We start from the raw sequence: 15,385 nt of genomic DNA, 5'->3' as shown, positions 1-15,385 counted from the left end.
CCCGTCACCGCGCGCTCGCGCGGTAGAAGATCGTCTGGAGCGGGATGTTCGCAGGCGTCGGCCCGTACTCGGCCTCCAGGCGCGCGGCGACCTCCCGCGCGAGCGCATCCACGTCTCCGCCGCGTGCGCGCACCTGCTCCGAGACCGGGTTGCCGGCGATCAGGCCGTCGCCGAACGCGGCCCACGAGTCGACGGGCGAGTCGTACGGTGCGACGTCGATGCTCAGAGCGCCGAAGCCGGTCGACTGCGCGAGGTCGCGGAGCGGATCGACGGCGCTCTTCCCGAACGGGACGCGATAGAACGGGGGCGGGTCGTCGGGGAAAGTCTCGGCGAGCAGACCGTCGGTGATCGCCGCGAACCTGTTCTTCGCGTGGCTGTCCCACACGCTGAACACGTAGACGCCGTTAGGCTCCAGCACGCGGCGCGCCTCCCGGAAGCCGGCCTCGAGGTCGGGGAGGAACATGATCCCGAACTGGCAGGCGACGGCGTCGAAGCTCCCGTCGCCGAAGGGCAGCGCCTGAGCGTCGGCGATCTGGATGCGCGTCCCGGCCGGCAGTTTGGTGCGTGAGCGCTGTAGCATCGCCTCGTTGAGGTCGGTGACCGTCAGGTCGGCGTCCGGGTTGCGCTCCACGATCGCGGCCGACGAGATACCGGTACCGGCAGCCACTTCGAGGATGCGGCGCGGCTCGCCGACCGCCACCAACCGCCCGAGCACGTCGGCATAGTGACGGAAGAGCACCGGCCCGAGGCCGGAGTCGTAGTGTTCGGGGATCGAGCCCGAGAACCGCGTGGCGTCGTCATCCACGGTCAGAGGCTACCGCGGCGGCACGCGCCGGAGAACGCTCGTCTTCCCCGGCTAGGGTGTCGCCATGGCTGGGAAAGCGATCGTGATCGGTGCGGGCGTGGTGGGCGCTGCCGCCGCGTGGTCGCTGGCCCGCGAGGGTGCGGACGTGGTCCTCCTCGAAGCGTTCGAGCGCGGACACGACCGCGGGTCGTCGCACGGCGCGACGCGGATCTTCCGCCACGGCTACGCGGAGGCCGACTACGTGGAGCTGTCCGTCCGGGCGATACAGGGCTGGAAGCACCTGGAACGGGTGAGCGGCCGGAAGCTCTTCGACGCCACGGGCGCCGTGGACCACGGCGACGTCGCGATGCTCAAGGCCATCGCGCAGGCACAGGATGCGGCCGACCTGCCGTACGAGTGGCTGACCGGGTCCGAGGCGGCGGGTCGGTGGCCGGGCCTTCGGTTCGAGGAGCACGTACTGTTCAGCCCTGGCGGCGGGCGGCTGCTTGCCGACGCTGCCGTGGACGCGCTGCTGGATGCGGCGGAGGCTGCCGGAGCCGAGCTCCGCTTCGGAGTGCGGGTGACCGCGATCGAGGAGACCGGGGACGGTGCCGGCGTGACCGTCACCGCCTCCGACGGCACACACACCGCGGACCGGCTGATCGTCGCAGCCGGATCCTGGACGCCCGCCCTGGCCGGCCCCTACCTCCAGGCCCACGGCGCCACCCTCCCGTCGGTCACCGTGACCGAGGAGCAGCCGGCGCACTTCCCTCTCCTCCCGGGCCGCGCGGATGACTCGAGCCTGTGGCCCAGCTTCGTTCACCATCCGACCGACCAGGAGCAGCCGAGTGCTTACGGCCTGCTGACTCCGGGCGAGGGAGTCAAGGTCGGTTTCCACGGCTCCGGACCGGTCGTCGACCCCGACGACCGCGACCGTTCGATCGACCCCGGGCGTCTGACTCGGCTCCAGGAGTACGTGGCCCATTGGGTTCCCGGCGTCGACGCCTCGCGGCCGACAGGGATCAGCTGCCTCTACGACAGCACGGAGCAGGAGGATTTCGTCCTCGACCGCGTCGGCCCGGTCGTGGTCGCCACGGGGTTCTCCGGCCACGGCTTCAAGTTCGGCCCGGCCGTCGGCGACATCCTGGCCCGGCTCGCGCTGCACGGCGAACAGGCCGTGCCGCGCTTCCAGCTCACTGTGGCATCGCCGGATACGGCGAGCCCGGCTCGGCCATAAGGTCTCCCGCTAGGCCTTCGCGCGCGCCTTGTTGTTCCGCGGATCGTGGGTGAGCTCGATGAGGCCGAGCTGCTCGAGAAGCGGCGGGAGGTACATCCCGAAGCGCCCCCGGTAGCCTTTCCGCTGCCCGTACCAGCCGCCCACCGGGTTGCCGGGGTCGCGGCCCCACGCCTCGATGCTCCCTTCGGGCGCCGTCTTGTTCTCGTCGGCGGCGCCGAGCGGCACCCAGTCGGGCTGTGTCGCCAGCCATGCCGCAAGGTCGTCGATCGCGCGCGCGTCATAACTGAGCCGCGTCGAGCCGACCTGGCAGACCAGGACCGGCGGCTCGGCGCTGTCATCGCGCCACATCTGATACTCGGACGTCCCCGGTGCCGTGGTCAGGACCCACGGGTCGTCCTTCGTCCCACTGCTCATCTCGCTCCTCCTCGTCCCCGTCCACCGCCATCTTCCGGCAGTGGGACGCGCAGGAAAATGGCGGGTTCGCTCCTCACGCCGTCGTCGTCAAGACGCCGCCGTCCGCACGCACCGCGGCGCCGTTCGTCGCCGAAGCGCCCGGGCTCGCCAGGTAGACGACGAGGCGCGCGATCTCTTCAGGCCGGATGAAGCGCTGCAGCAACGAGGTCTGGTTGGCGCCGATGATGGCGTCCTTCAGATCGCTGGCCGGAATCCCCTGCGACTGGGCGAGCTGCTCGACGGTGCGAGCGACGCCATCCGAATACGTCGGTCCTCCGAGAACCGTGTTCACCGTGACGGCCGTGCCGCGGGTGAGCTTGGCCAGCCCGTTGCCGACGGCGATCATGGCGGCCTTCGTCATGCCGTAGTGCATCATGTCTGCCGGAACGTTCACGCCGGATTCGCTGCCGATGAACAGGATGCGTCCCCAATTCCGCGAGAGCATCCCGTCGAGCACCTGGCGGGACAAGCGAACCCCGCTCATCACGTTGACCTCGAAGTAGCGCTGCCATTCGGAATCAGGGATGTCGCCGAAAGCGGTGACATCGAACAGGCCGACGTTGTTCACGAGGATGTCGAGCTCGCCGAGGGATTCCAGGAGCCGTGCGACTTCTTCCGGGCGCTCGAAGTCGGCTGCGATCCCCGAAACCGCCGAACTGGGGAACGCGCTCGTGAGGCTCGCGACGGCTGCCTCCACCGACTCTGCGCGCCGGCCGTTGATGACGACCGACACTCCCTCGGCTAGAAGGCCCTCGGCGATCGCATAACCGATGCCCTGGGTCGAACCGCTGATGAACGCCCGCTTGCCTGTCAGTTCCAACTCCATGACCACTCCGATCGCTTGCTTAGTCAAGTCATGCAAGGCTAGCGAATTGAGTTGCTCAGTCAAGTCAGCGATACTGAACGGCATGACTGACGGAGACCGCGCTGACGGCTTGACCGGCGAGACGTTGGCGACCTGGGCCTCCCTGGCGACCCTTCTGGAGTGGCTCCCGCCCGCGCTCGACGCGCCACTCCTGCGCGACGCCGGGCTGACCCACTTCGAGTACGGCATCCTCTACGCGCTGGCGGACGCCCCCGATTCCACCCTGCGGATGAGTGAACTGGCCGCCTACGCGAACAGTTCCTTGACCAGACTGTCGCGTGCCATCGCGAGACTGGAAAAGCGGGGATGGGTGCTGCGCCGACCCGATCCCACCGACGGGCGGTACACCCTCGCGGTCCTGCTCGACGCGGGACAGGACGTCTTCCGCGCGGCCACACCCGGTCACGAACGCAATGTGCGGCGGCTGGTCTTCGACCGTCTAACCCGCGATCAGCAACGCCAACTGGGCGAGATCTCCCGACAGATACTCGGGGCGATCCGGGAAGAAGAAGGATGGCAGAAACGCTGAGCCCGTGTGCGCCGGACTGCCTCTGATTGATTGGGCGCTGGACGGGGACGGCTGGCGGACCCTATCGTCGGCTCATGGACACTGCGAGCTCGGATGACGGAGCTGCCGTGGCGACTGCAGTTGCCTCTCGCCGGACGCTACTTCTCGGTCTTCTGCTCACCATCGGCTCGCTGACCGTCATCGCGGGCACCATCTGGGCTGCCTCCGCGAACGCGGCAGCCAACGTCGTGATCGCCGGTTCTTCCGCCATGCCGACTCTGCCGGTCCACACCTACGCCCAGTACACGCAACGCCTCGTGGTCCCCGACCAGTCGGGGCTGTGGATGGGTTCCGCGCTGGCCGCGCTCGGAGCGGCCGTTCTGATGGTGTGGGCCGCGGTCCTGGTCACCCGACCGCGCACCCCCTGAGGCGAGCCGATCGCGAGGAAAAGCGCGGCGGCCGGGGCCCAGACATCGAGCGGCATCCAACGTGGAGCGAGTGACGGGAATCGAACCCGCGCTATCAGCTTGGGAAGCTGAAGTTCTACCATTGAACTACACTCGCGCGGCCCCGTTTCCCAGTAAAACACTGGGATGTGAGGCTGCAGCCCAGAGTACCCGGTCGATGGTCATTGGCCAAACCGGCCCGCCATCGAAGGAGAATCGGCCCGGAATCTCCTTCACAAGGCAGTGGTGAAGGAGATACGCGCGGGGACGGTTCGAATCTCCTTCGATAGCGGGTGGAAAGCCGACGCAACGCCGCCCCGAGTCGCCTCAGTTCCGCGGCGTGATCGCGGGGAGGCGATACGTGCCGGACGCGATGGACTCGTCGCCGCCGTAGGCGCGGATGATGACGGTGAACGGTCCTTCGGGGGAGGGGAGCCAGTTCGCCCGCTCGTCCGGGTCCGTCGGCGGCCGGTGCTGCACGTACAGCGTCAGCGAGCCGTCGGCGGCGTAGTGGATGCCGGGCGTGCGGTCGCCGATCGAGTACCGGTCGATCTCGTTGGCGCTCAAGAGGCGCGCGGGGAGGGTGTAGAGCGTGGCCGACCAGAAGAAGCGCGCCTTCGGGAGCTGCTCCGCGGTGAACGTGATCGTGTAGTCGGTGGCTCCCGTGATGTGCTGGCCCGCGGTGTCCACGAGCCAGCCGCCGTACCAGGCGATTGCCGGCGGCAACCCGTACAGGCCTTTCTTGGCGCCGATGTTCCTGCTGTCGTAGCGCCCGGACATCTCCTCCCGGGTGCCGAACAGTCCTGTCGAGCTGGCGGTCTGCGACGCGACCTCGTCGAGGTGCGCGATCCCGTCGGCGAGCCCGGCTTCGAAGGCGGAGCGGTCGTCGTCACTCAGCGCTGTGGTGCTGAAAGAGCCGCTTCCGTCGAGGCCGACGGACGCCATCCGCTCCCGCACGTCCCGGTCTTCGTCGAGCACCGGGGCGAACCGGAGGAGCGCGTCGAGGGTGTCGAAGAAGCGGACGTCGGTGGCGGCCGCTTCGTCCCAAGCCGGCCAATCCACGGGCGCGATGGAGGGCGCGGCCGTACCTGCATAGGTGTGGAAAGGGACCGCCTCGTACGACTCCTGGATGCGCCGTAGCTCCGCGACATCCCCGTCGGTGAACGCGGTTCGCCCGAGGCACCCGACGAAATCGGTGGATGCCGTGATCACACCGTCGAAGCCGTCCGGCGTGCCGCCCGTCCACGACGGGCCCGCGAGCAGGTAACGGCCTGGGCCGGTGCCCGTCGTGGCCGCGCTGATGTAGCCGGCGTAGACCGTGTAGAGGTCGTGGAACGGGAGGATGTAGAACCGGTCGATTTCGGGGACGGTGATCACCCACGGCTCCGCGCGCAGGTCGAACCATCCCCACGAGTACGGAGTGTCGTTGTTGGGCGTGACGATGTCGGTGTTGGCGGGCGAGAACGGTTCGGAATAGTGCCGGTAGCGCCCGAATCCTCCCGTGTAGCGCGGATCGGCCGTGTCGACCGCCTGCTCGTAGAGCGTGCGGTAGTTCTCGATCATCGCGTACCCGAAGGTGTACGCGTCACGGGCGATGGTGCGGACATCGGTCGGCTGGCTCATGGTCAGACGCTAGCGGGGACCATTCCCCATTGATAGGGCTGGCGCATCCCTGTGGAGAAACCCTCCTGACGCTCCGAACCCCCGATAGGCTGGCCTCGTGCTTCTCTCCGATCGCGACATCAAGGCCGAGCTGGGTGCCGGGCGGATCGCCCTGGAGCCGTACCAGCCGGAAATGGTCCAACCCTCGAGCATCGATGTGCGGCTCGACCGCTTCTTCCGGCTGTTCGACAACCACAAGTACCCGTTCATCGATCCGGCCGAAGACCAGCCGGAGCTGACGAGGTTCGTCGAGGTGGACGCGAGTCAGCCGTTCATCCTGCACCCGGGCGAGTTCGTGCTCGGGTCCACGTTCGAGCTGGTCAGCCTTCCCGATGATGTGGCGGCACGGCTCGAGGGCAAGAGCTCGCTGGGGCGGCTGGGGCTGCTCACGCACTCCACCGCCGGCTTCATCGATCCCGGCTTCTCGGGGCACGTGACCCTCGAGTTGAGCAACGTCGCGACCCTTCCGATCAAGCTGTGGCCGGGCATGAAGATCGGCCAGATGTGCTTCTTCCGCCTGTCGTCCCCGGCGGAGCGGCCGTACGGGTCGGCGGAGTACTCGTCGCGGTACCAGGGGCAGCGCGGCCCGACGGCATCCCGCTCGTACCTGAACTTCCACCGCACCGACGTCTCCACCACCGAGGCGGGCAGGCCCTCCTGATCGCATCCCGTCGACCCTGACCGAGAGGGGCACCATGAGCGAGACCACCGACGCGGCCTTCGCGCGGGCCCTGATCAGTTCGGGTCCGATGCCGGAGAACCCGCAACGGATGCACCTGTTCGGCCGGCTGGTCGGCAGCTGGACCGCGGACGTCCGCCTGCTCGACGAAGCCACGGGGGTGTGGAGCGAGTCCGTCAACGAATGGATCTTCGCCTACACGCTCGGCGGCCGCGCAGTCCAGGATGTGCTGATCATCCGCGATGACAGCGACCCGGAGGGGGTCCGCGGCCGCGGTTCGACGGTGCGGGTCTATGACAGCACCCTCGGCGCCTGGCGGGTCAGCTGGTTCGGGGCCGCGAAGGGCGACTTCTGCACGCTGGTCGCGACACCGCACCGGCGCGACGGAATCCGGCAGGACGGCACGCAGACCGACGGTCGGCCCATCCGCTGGAACTTCTCCAACATCACCGATGACTCCTTCGAGTGGGACGGCTGGGTCTCCGACGACGAAGGCCGCACCTGGTGGCTCGAGCAGCACATCGACGCCACCCGCACGGGATGAGGGCACTGCGGTGTTCGACGACTTCGATGCGCCGCAGCTCGACCGCACGGTCTGGCTTCCGCACTACCTGCCCGCGTGGAGTTCGCTGGCCGAGACGCGCGCGAGCTACCTCATCCACGATTCCCGCCTGGAACTGAGCATCCCGCCCGACCAGGGCCTCTGGTGTCCGGATGAGCATCAGCCACCGCTGCGCGTCTCAGGGTTGCAGACCGGCAACTTCTCCGGGCCGGCCGGGTCGAGAATCGGGCAGCAGCCCTTCCGCGACGGGCTGGTCGTGCGTGAGGCGCAGGAGGAGTTCCGCGGCTGCCTCGTTGACCACGGCACGGTCGGGATGCGCGCCTCCCTCTACCTGAGTCCGCGCTCGATGGCCTCCCTTTGGCTGGTCGGATTCGAGGACCAGCCGGAGCGGTCCGGCGAGTTGTGCGTGATGGAGGTGTTCGGCCGGGACGTCGCCGAGGACGAGGCTTTGGTCGGGATGGGCTTTCATGCCTTCCGGGACCCCCGGTTGGCGGAGGATTTCGAGCGCGTCCCGCTGCCTATCGACGTCACCGAGCCGCACGCCTACGAGGCGCACTGGGATGGCGACGAGGCGACGTTCCGTGTCGATGGTCGCGTGGTTCGGATCCTGGATGCGCCGCCGCAGTATCCGCTTCAGCTCATGCTCGCGGTGTTCGACTTCCCGGAATGGCCGGATGACCAGGCACGGAGCACTCCATTCGTTCCCACTCTCTCGGTCGACCGGGTGTGGGCGACCTGATTCGGCCACTGACAGATACTCACTTCGGCATACGGGGAGGGAGTTATCCACAGTTCATTTCACAGGTGGAAAATAATGAGTTCGACTCACAGCTGACCTGAAGCTTCCACGCTGTGGTCGGCGTACAGCGCCGGAAGCTGCAGTGTGAGCCAGGGGCTGAAGGCCCACGGAGTCGCTTCGACGGCGCCCAGTAGCGAGCGGGGGTCCGCCCACGCCCACTCGGCCACCTCGCTCGGCGCAGGGTCCAGCTCGCCGACGATCGTGGCCGTGAAAACCGGGCACACCTCGTACTCGACGATGCCGGAGGCATCCACGGCGCGGTACCGGAAGTCCGGCAGCGCGGGCGTGAGGTTGTCCACCTCGACGCCGAGTTCGTGCGCGGCGCGGCGGCGCACCGCATCTTCCATCGCCTCGCCCGGAGCGGGGTGCCCGCAGAACGAGTTGGTCCAGACGCCCGGCCAGGTCGCCTTGCCGAGAGCGCGGCGGGTGACCAGGATGCGCCCCTCGCCGTCGAAGAGGTGGCAGGAGAAGGCGAGGTGCAGCGGGGTGGATGCCGTGTGCACCGTCGCCTTGTCCGCCGTGCCGATGGGTGTGCCGTCCTCGGCGAGCAGCACGACCTCTTCGCGGGGTGGCGTCATGCGTCCATAGTAGGCGCGTCGTCTGGGGTGTCCGTGGGAGCGGACGGGCGCCAGCCGAGATTGCGCGCCATGGTTTCGAGGGTCGCCATAGTGGTGGCGTAGTCGCCCTCCGAGATGCCGTTCGCGAGCTCGTCGCGCAGGGCCTCGACGCGACCGAACGCGGCGTCGTGTGCGGCGCGTCCCTCGTCCGTCAGCGTGGCGCGGTCGCCGTCGAACCAGACCCAGCCGCGCTCGACGAAGTCGCCCAGGATGCGGTGGATGCGGTGCCCACGACGGCCCTCGCGTCCGAACGGGTGCCGGCCACGACCGCGTTCGCCGAAGGGCGAGCCGCCGGGGAACGGTGCGCCGAAGGGTGCACCACCCGGGTACGGGCCGTAGTGCGGGTGGCCGCTGTGGCCGCCGTACGGATGACCGCCGTACGGGTGCCCGCCGAAAGGATGGCCGCCGAATCCGAACGGGAGGCCGCCGCGTACGGCGCCGAGTCCGAAGCCGCGGTCGAAACCGCGCTCGTAGCCGCGCTCGAACGCGTGCTCGAAGCCGTGGTGGGGACGGTCGTGGTCGTGGCCGTGGTGCGGTCCGCCCTCGGCGTGGTGCTGCTCCTGGCGGGCGTCGGCCGGTCGTTCGTCGCGCGGTTCCTGTCCGCGCCAACCCGGGCGGAAGCCGGGTCGGAACGCGTGCCCGTCGCCGCGGACCTTCTCGTCGGGTCGGCCGAAATGGTCGTGACCACCGTGGCGGTCATGCTCCGGACGGCCGCCGTGCGGGAGGCGGTCGGCGAGTTCGGCGGCGGTCGCCGGCCCGTCGGCGAGGGTGTGGAGGATGCGCCAGCTTCCGCGGCGCAGGCCGAGGTCGGACAGCGCTTCGCGCATCCGCTCGTGGAGTCGTGCTTCGATCACGCCGAACCAATAGCCGGGCGGCGTCTGTGCTGGGGTGTGTGCGGAGTCGTCGATGTTCGTCATCGTGGACTCTCCTTTCGATGTATGTACTGTTACAAGTGAATGTATAGTTACATGCATGAACGACGGACGTCAAGAAGATCGGCCGATTCCGCCAGAAGCGGACATCGTTGCGATGATCGAGCACGCGCTCCTGGCGGTTCGCCGCGACCAGTCCCGCCGGCGCCCGCCGTGGGCGGAGGGGACGCACGGGCACGAGGGCGGTCACTCGCACGGCCACCACGGCGGTCACTGGGGTGGCGGCCAGTTCGGCCCGGGACAATTCGCCGCCGGCCCGTTCGGGGCTGGACCCTTCGCGGGGGCGCCGTTCGGCGACTCCGCCCGGCCGGGTCCCGGCCGCCGTGGGCGGGACGGCTCGCTCGGGCGCATCGCGCGGGTGAGGATGCTGGAGGCGCTGGAGGCCGCCGACCGTGAGGGTCGCAGCCTGTCGGTGAGCGGAGTCGCGGAGGCGATCGGAGTCGATCAGCCGCGGGCGAGCCGCCTCGTGCAGGAAGGCGTGGAGCGCGGCCAGGTGCGCCGGGTGCCCGACCCATCCGACGCGCGGAGGGCGCTCATCCAGCTCACGTCGGCCGGACGCTCACAGCTGGAGGAGCTGCGCACGCACCGCCGCTCGGCGGTGGAGACCGCGCTGGCGGGCTTCACGCCCGAGGAGGCCCGCACCTTCGCCGAACTCTTCGACCGTTTCGTCCGCTCCTGGCCGCGCCCCACCCCCGACCCCGAACCCTGACCCTCGCGCACGTACGGCAGCTCAGGATGCGGGGGCGCGGCGCGGGGCACGCACCGGCAGCAGCAGGCCCAGCCCGATCGCCAGCACCAGCACGATCGCCAGGATGCCCCAGTACTGCGCCCCGCCGACCGCCACGAAGACCGCGAAGAGGGTGGGCGCCAGGAACGAGACCGCGCGACCCGTCGTCGCGTAGAGCCCGAACACCTCGCCCTCGCGGCCGGCCGGGGTCACGCGGGCCAGGAAGGTGCGGCTGGCCGACTGCGCCGGACCGACGAAGAGGCAGAGAACGAGTCCGCCGACCCAGAACGCCGCGGCGCCCAGGTCGTGGGTGAAGAAGACCGCGAGCCCCGCGATGATCAGCCCGATCAGTGAGGTCACGATGACCGCCTTCGGACCGAAGCGGTCATCCAGCCGGCCAGAGAGTAGCGTGCTCACGCCGGCGACCACGTTCGCCGCGATGGCGAAGATGATGACCTGGCCGCCGGTGAAGCCGAAGGTGCCCTGCGCGAGGATGCCGCCGAAGGTGAACACGCCCACCAGCCCGTCGCGGAACAGCGCCGACGCGATCAGGAACAGTACCGTGTTCCTGCTCTCCTTCCAGAGCCGGCCGACGTCGCGCACCAGCACGGCGTAGGAGGCGAAGAACCCGACGCGCGGCGTCCGTTCGTTCGGCGGGATCTCCGGCACCACGAAGAGGACCGGCAGCGAGAAGATCAGTGTCCACGCGGCGGCGATGAGCACGATGATCCGGATGTTGAGGCCGTCCTCTGTCGGTACGTGGAGGAGCCCGCCGTCGCCGACCACCATGCCGAAGTAGACGATCAGCAGGAGGACGATCCCGCCGAGGTATCCGGCGCCCCAGCCGAAGCCGCTCACGCGGCCGACGGTCTTCGGCGTCGACACCTGCACCAGCATCGCGTTGTAGTTGACGGTCGCGATCTCGTAGAACACGGTCCCGATGGCGACCAGCGCGACGCCGAGCAGGAAGTACGACGGCTCGCCGACGACGAAGAACATCAGCGCCGTCACGATCACGACGACACCGGTGTTGACGCCCAGCCACAGCTTGCGCCGGCCCGAGCCGTCGGTCCGCTGGCCCAGCACGGGGGCGAGGAGGGCGACGATCACGCCGGCGATGCCCACGCCCCAGGCGAGCCCGCTCGACAGCACGGCCACGGCCGCATCGTAGGCGGTGTGCGCCGGCCCGGTCGTGCCGCTCTCCGCATCCCGAGCCGCCACGACAGAGGGGGAGATGAACAGGCTGCTGGTCAGATACACCGTGAACACGAACGTGGTGATGACGGCGTTGAAAGCGGCGCCACCCCAGTCCCACGACGCCCAGGAGACAACCCAGCGGCGGGGGATGCGGCGGTCGGTCGCGCTGTCGGCGAAAAGCGGACTCGCGGTGGTCACCAGGGCGTCGCCGTCGACGCCGCCGGTGGGCTCGGCACCTGTCATACGCTCAGCGTAGGGGCTGGCGGAGAACGGCCGGTGAACGGCGCGACTGCTCCGCGCGGTCACGGTCCAGGATTCGGTGTCCGCACGGATTCAGGCCCATCCCGGGTGGCCGGTATCGTGACGAGCACCCGACTCCGTGGAGGCCCATCGTGAGCACCATCTCGTCCAGTTCGAACCCGTACGGCTGGGTGCGCCACCTGTTGCCGCGCGTCGTGATCGGCGCGCTGATTGCCGCCGCGCTGGTGGGTGTGTACGCCGTCGTGCTGGGCCGCTTCGACGAGACCTGCTGGCGACTGATGGGCACCATCGCTCTCTTCGTCTTCTTCGCCCTGATCTCCTGGTACGACGCGGATGTGTCTGCGCGCCGGGCCGCGTGGTTCGGCGCGGTCAGCGTCATCACCTCCGTGTACCTCTTCGGCATCGGGCTATGGAAAGTGTGGATGCCGGACGTGCGTCCAGCCGACGGCATCGCCGGCTACGACGTCTACAACCCGTGGTGGACGCCGTTCTCCTGGTTCCTTCTCGTGCTGGTCACACGGGTCGGACTGCTGCACATCCACCTCGTCCTGAACACGCAGCGGCGGTTCACCGGACCGGTCATGAGCAAGGTCACCGTCGCGACCCTGGTGATGGTCGGGCTGTTGATCGCGGGGCTGTCGCTGCCGCTGATCTTCACGCGCACGGACTTCGGCGACACCTACTGGCGGCTGGTGGCGGTGGTGGCGATTCTGGATGCGCTCGGCACCGTGCTCATCCCGCTCACGTACTCGCTGTTCGGGCCGAAGGCTGCGCACCAGGCGTCGGCGCCCGCCCCCGCCGTCGGCCCCACGCCCGGGACGCCCTTCGCACCTGCCACCGGCCCTTCATACGCGCCCGCGCCCGCGACCGCAGCCTCGGCTGCCGCTCCAGCAACGGCCTACCCGCGCCTCGACCCGGCCGGCGGCCTTCTCCTGGAGTGGCCGCGCTACATCAACGGTCAGCCGCTCCCCGCGCGCGCCGACGGCACCCCCGATTTCACGGGCGTCGCGGGCTACTGACGCCTCGGCCGCCGATGCCTAGATCGAGGCGGGGAGGCTGTACACCGTCCCGCGGTCGTCGCCGCGGACCTGCCGGTGCAGGTTCTCCATGGTGACGTCGAGCTGGTTGGCGGTGCCGGCCGCGGCGGTCAGGTCGCGGAGCAGCCCCTCCGGCACCTCGCCGTCGTACTTGTAGTAGATCTTGTGCTCGAGGCTCGCCCAGAAGTCCATCGCGACCGTTCGCAGCTGCACCTCCACGGGCACCATCACCGGCCCTTCGCTGAGGAACACCGGCACCTCCACGATCACGTGAAGGCTCTTGTAGCCGTTGGGCTTCGGGTGCGCGATGTAGTCCTTCACCCGCAGCACCCGCACATCCTGCTGTGCCGTGAGCAGGTCGAACACGCGGTACACGTCGGAGACGAAGCTGCACACGATCCGGATGCCCGCGATGTCGGTGATCGCTTCGCGGATCGCGTCGAAGCTGGGTTCGCAGTTCTTGCGGATGACCTTCTGCTCGATGCTCTCCGGCGACTTGAGCCGGCTGGAGATGTGCTCGATGGGGTTGTAGTCGTGGAGCTCGGAGAACTCCTCGCGGAGGATGCCGACCTTGGTCGCGATCTCGTCGATACCGAACTTGTACGGCATGATGAACCGCGCGAAGTCGTCCCGGAAAGCCTGGACCTCGCTGAGCGTCGCGGGGTCGATGCTCTGCAGCGCCTCGATCGCGCGGGACGAGAGGAGCGGGGCGGCGGCGGGGTCCGTTTCCATGCTTCCGACGCTATCGACGGCTGTTGTGCGGTCGGTGTGAGAATCCGCGGTGGTGGATAAGTCGTCCGCACGAAGAACTGGGGAGGCCCCGGAACGAGCCGGATGTGCTTATCTGACGCCATGTCGGGTGCAGGTGCAGGCGCGGGCGCGGGTGCAGACGCGGGTACAGGGGCGGTGCCGGTCAAGTTCAATGTGCGCCTGGCGCTGCTGCTGGCGATGGCGATGTTCGTCCTCGTCGTCGACACCTCTCTCATGAACGTGTCCATCTCCGCCGTGGTGCACGACCTGCACACGACGGTGAGCGGGGTGCAGAGCGCGATCGCTCTGGAGGCGCTGGTCTCGGCGGCGTTCATCCTCATCGGAGGCAAGACCGGCGACCTGATCGGCCGGAAGCTCGCGTACATCCTGGGCCTCCTCGGCTACGCGGTCGGCGCGATCGCGATGACGCTGGCCCAGAGCCTCACTGCGATCATCATCTTCTGGGCGGTGATCGGCGGAATCGGAGCCTCGCTGCTGCTGCCCGCGATGCAATCGCTCATCCACGGCAACTTCGAGGGTGCCCAGCAGAAGCGCGTCTACGCGCTGGTCGGGGCGTCGGCTGCGATCGCCGCCGCCGTCGGGCCGCTGCTCGGCGGCGTCATCACGACGTTCCTGTCGTGGCGGGTCGGCTTCCTGCTGGAGGCGGTGATCATCGCGGTCGTGCTGGCCGGGATCGGCCTGGTGAAGGACGTCCCGTACACAGGAGAACGGTCCATCGACCTGGTCGGCGCCCTGCTCTCCGTGATCGGGATGGGCGGCATCGTCACCGGCATCCTCGTGTGGCAGGAGGGCGGGGAGCGGGTGCTGCTGATCATCCTCGTCGGCGTCGCCGGGCTGCTCTCCCTGGTCATCTGGCTGCGCTCCCGCGCGCGGCGGTCGAAGCCCACGTTGCTCGACCCTGGGCTGTTCCGCTCGAAGCTGTTCCAGTCTGGGGTGTCGGGCCAGCTGCTGCAGCAGATCGCGCTGGGCGGCACGATGATCGCGCTGCCGATCTACCTGCAGATGGTGCTCGAGTACAACGCGCTCTGGTCCGGCTTGTCGATCGCGCCCCTGTCGCTGAGCATGTTCGCCGTGGCGTTGCTCGCCGGGCGCGGGGCCAAGCGCAGACCGGCGTCGCTCATCCTGTGGGGGTTCGTGCTGGTGGTCGTCGGGATCGGGGCGCTCATTCCGATCGTGCCGATCGCCACATCCGGCTGGTACCTGACGCTGCCGCTCATCGTGGCCGGTTGCGGGCTCGGACTGCTGGTCTCGCAACTGAACAACTACACGCTCTCGCCGGTGTCCGACGAGCGCGTGAGCGAGGCGGCGGGTGTCAACTCCGCGGCCGGGTCGTTCGGGCTCTCCTTCGGCCTGGCGTTCGCGGGCGCGATCATGCTGGCGACCCTGGCGTCGACGTTCGCGGCGAAGACCGACGCGAGCGTCGTGCTGCCGCCGGACGACAAGGCGCAGATCTCTCAGGTGCTGGAGACGGATGCGGAGGTCATGTCGAACACGAAACTCGCCGAACTGCTCGCCACCGAACCGCCCGAGGTGCAGGCGGAGGTCATCCGCATCAACACCGAGTCGCGGCCGATCTCCCTGCAGGTCGCACTACTGGTGCCCCTGCTGGCCGGGCTTCTCGGCGTCGGCAACGCGTTCCGGATGCGCCGGCTTCCCGACCCGGCGCCGAGCACAGCGGCGGAAGGCACCCTCTCGGGCTGATCCCGGGAATAGCAGACTTCTCCCCAAAGTTGAGTCTTGTGTACTCAAGTTTTGGGTTCGACGTCTTGACAGCATCCACTCGCGGATGACAGTCTTGAGTCGTCGAGGCTCAAGTCTTGACCACAGACTTTTACGGCCACAAGCCAG

General features: G+C 68.7%; 17 protein-coding genes and 1 tRNA gene. 9 read left to right on the top strand and 9 right to left on the bottom strand.

Going from position 1 to position 15,385, the window contains the following annotated elements; translation table 11 throughout:
- Nucleotides 1-4 precede the first annotated feature (4 nt).
- Nucleotides 5-805, bottom strand: coding sequence for a class I SAM-dependent methyltransferase (locus tag AB7E03_RS11385; RefSeq protein ID WP_489941515.1), 801 nt, complete (start codon nt 803-805; stop codon nt 5-7).
- 64 nt (nt 806-869) lie between these two features.
- Between AB7E03_RS11385 and AB7E03_RS11380 the strand changes: the two genes are divergently transcribed.
- Nucleotides 870-2,021, top strand: coding sequence for an FAD-dependent oxidoreductase (locus tag AB7E03_RS11380; protein WP_489941514.1), 1,152 nt, complete (start codon nt 870-872; stop codon nt 2,019-2,021).
- A gap of 9 nt (nt 2,022-2,030) precedes the next feature.
- On the opposite strand, the gene AB7E03_RS11375 is transcribed toward AB7E03_RS11380, so the two are convergent.
- Both AB7E03_RS11375 and AB7E03_RS11370 read right to left on the bottom strand, forming a co-directional pair.
- Entirely contained in the window at nt 2,031-2,435 is a 405-nt protein-coding gene (locus AB7E03_RS11375) for a DUF6855 family protein (RefSeq protein ID WP_489941513.1), read from the bottom strand.
- Between the two features lie 73 nt (nt 2,436-2,508).
- Complete coding sequence (locus AB7E03_RS11370; protein WP_489941512.1) at nt 2,509-3,327, bottom strand: SDR family NAD(P)-dependent oxidoreductase; 819 nt, start codon at nt 3,325-3,327, stop codon at nt 2,509-2,511.
- 55 nt (nt 3,328-3,382) lie between these two features.
- On the opposite strand from AB7E03_RS11370, the gene AB7E03_RS11365 reads away from it, so the two are divergent.
- Nucleotides 3,383-3,868, top strand: coding sequence for a MarR family winged helix-turn-helix transcriptional regulator (locus AB7E03_RS11365; RefSeq protein ID WP_489941511.1), 486 nt, complete (start codon nt 3,383-3,385; stop codon nt 3,866-3,868).
- A gap of 74 nt (nt 3,869-3,942) precedes the next feature.
- Nucleotides 3,943-4,275, top strand: a complete 333-nt coding sequence (locus AB7E03_RS11360; protein WP_489941510.1) for a hypothetical protein — start codon at nt 3,943-3,945, stop codon at nt 4,273-4,275.
- A gap of 62 nt (nt 4,276-4,337) precedes the next feature.
- Here AB7E03_RS11360 and AB7E03_RS11355 read toward each other — a convergent pair.
- A tRNA-Gly gene (locus AB7E03_RS11355) sits at nt 4,338-4,411 on the bottom strand.
- A 209-nt stretch (nt 4,412-4,620) separates the two neighbouring features.
- Entirely contained in the window at nt 4,621-5,916 is a 1,296-nt protein-coding gene (locus AB7E03_RS11350) for a DUF1254 domain-containing protein (RefSeq protein WP_489941509.1), read from the bottom strand.
- A gap of 97 nt (nt 5,917-6,013) precedes the next feature.
- On the opposite strand from AB7E03_RS11350, the gene dcd reads away from it, so the two are divergent.
- The 3 genes from dcd to AB7E03_RS11335 are packed head-to-tail and all read left to right on the top strand — an operon-like array spanning nt 6,014 to nt 7,935.
- Nucleotides 6,014-6,616, top strand: coding sequence for a dCTP deaminase (gene dcd / locus AB7E03_RS11345; protein ID WP_441780743.1), 603 nt, complete (start codon nt 6,014-6,016; stop codon nt 6,614-6,616).
- A 34-nt stretch (nt 6,617-6,650) separates the two neighbouring features.
- Nucleotides 6,651-7,178 (top strand): hypothetical protein, encoded by a 528-nt coding sequence (locus AB7E03_RS11340; RefSeq protein WP_489941508.1) that lies wholly within the window; start codon nt 6,651-6,653, stop codon nt 7,176-7,178.
- A gap of 10 nt (nt 7,179-7,188) precedes the next feature.
- Complete coding sequence (locus AB7E03_RS11335) at nt 7,189-7,935, top strand: glycoside hydrolase family 16 protein (protein WP_489941507.1); 747 nt, start codon at nt 7,189-7,191, stop codon at nt 7,933-7,935.
- Between the two features lie 86 nt (nt 7,936-8,021).
- Here the strand turns inward: AB7E03_RS11335 and idi are convergent, their stop codons facing one another.
- Nucleotides 8,022-8,573: an isopentenyl-diphosphate Delta-isomerase gene (gene idi / locus AB7E03_RS11330; RefSeq protein WP_489941506.1), complete on the bottom strand. Its 552-nt coding sequence runs from the start codon at nt 8,571-8,573 to the stop codon at nt 8,022-8,024.
- Nucleotides 8,570-9,529 (bottom strand): hypothetical protein, encoded by a 960-nt coding sequence (locus AB7E03_RS11325; protein WP_489941505.1) that lies wholly within the window; start codon nt 9,527-9,529, stop codon nt 8,570-8,572. Before AB7E03_RS11325 ends, idi begins: the two co-directional genes overlap by 4 nt.
- A gap of 55 nt (nt 9,530-9,584) precedes the next feature.
- On the opposite strand from AB7E03_RS11325, the gene AB7E03_RS11320 reads away from it, so the two are divergent.
- A complete protein-coding gene (locus AB7E03_RS11320; protein WP_489941504.1) occupies nt 9,585-10,253 on the top strand; it encodes a MarR family winged helix-turn-helix transcriptional regulator in 669 nt (222 codons plus the stop codon).
- 21 nt (nt 10,254-10,274) lie between these two features.
- On the opposite strand, the gene AB7E03_RS11315 is transcribed toward AB7E03_RS11320, so the two are convergent.
- Nucleotides 10,275-11,711 carry an MFS transporter gene (locus AB7E03_RS11315; RefSeq protein WP_489941503.1) on the bottom strand — a complete coding sequence of 479 codons (1,437 nt, stop codon included), beginning with the start codon at nt 11,709-11,711 and terminating at the stop codon, nt 10,275-10,277.
- A 149-nt stretch (nt 11,712-11,860) separates the two neighbouring features.
- Here AB7E03_RS11315 and AB7E03_RS11310 point away from each other — a divergent pair, with 149 nt between their 5' ends.
- The gene (locus AB7E03_RS11310) at nt 11,861-12,748 is read left to right on the top strand and encodes a hypothetical protein (RefSeq protein ID WP_489941502.1); all 888 of its coding nucleotides are present in this window, start codon (nt 11,861-11,863) and stop codon (nt 12,746-12,748) included.
- An 18-nt stretch (nt 12,749-12,766) separates the two neighbouring features.
- Here the strand turns inward: AB7E03_RS11310 and AB7E03_RS11305 are convergent, their stop codons facing one another.
- A complete protein-coding gene (locus tag AB7E03_RS11305) occupies nt 12,767-13,498 on the bottom strand; it encodes a GTP pyrophosphokinase (protein WP_441780751.1) in 732 nt (243 codons plus the stop codon).
- Nucleotides 13,499-13,618: 120 nt separating this feature from the next.
- Here AB7E03_RS11305 and AB7E03_RS11300 point away from each other — a divergent pair, with 120 nt between their 5' ends.
- A complete protein-coding gene (locus tag AB7E03_RS11300) occupies nt 13,619-15,238 on the top strand; it encodes an MFS transporter (protein ID WP_489941501.1) in 1,620 nt (539 codons plus the stop codon).
- Nucleotides 15,239-15,385 lie beyond the last annotated feature (147 nt).

The organism is Leifsonia sp. RCC_180, assembly GCF_058138205.1.
This window is presented reverse-complemented; position numbering and strand designations above follow the sequence as displayed.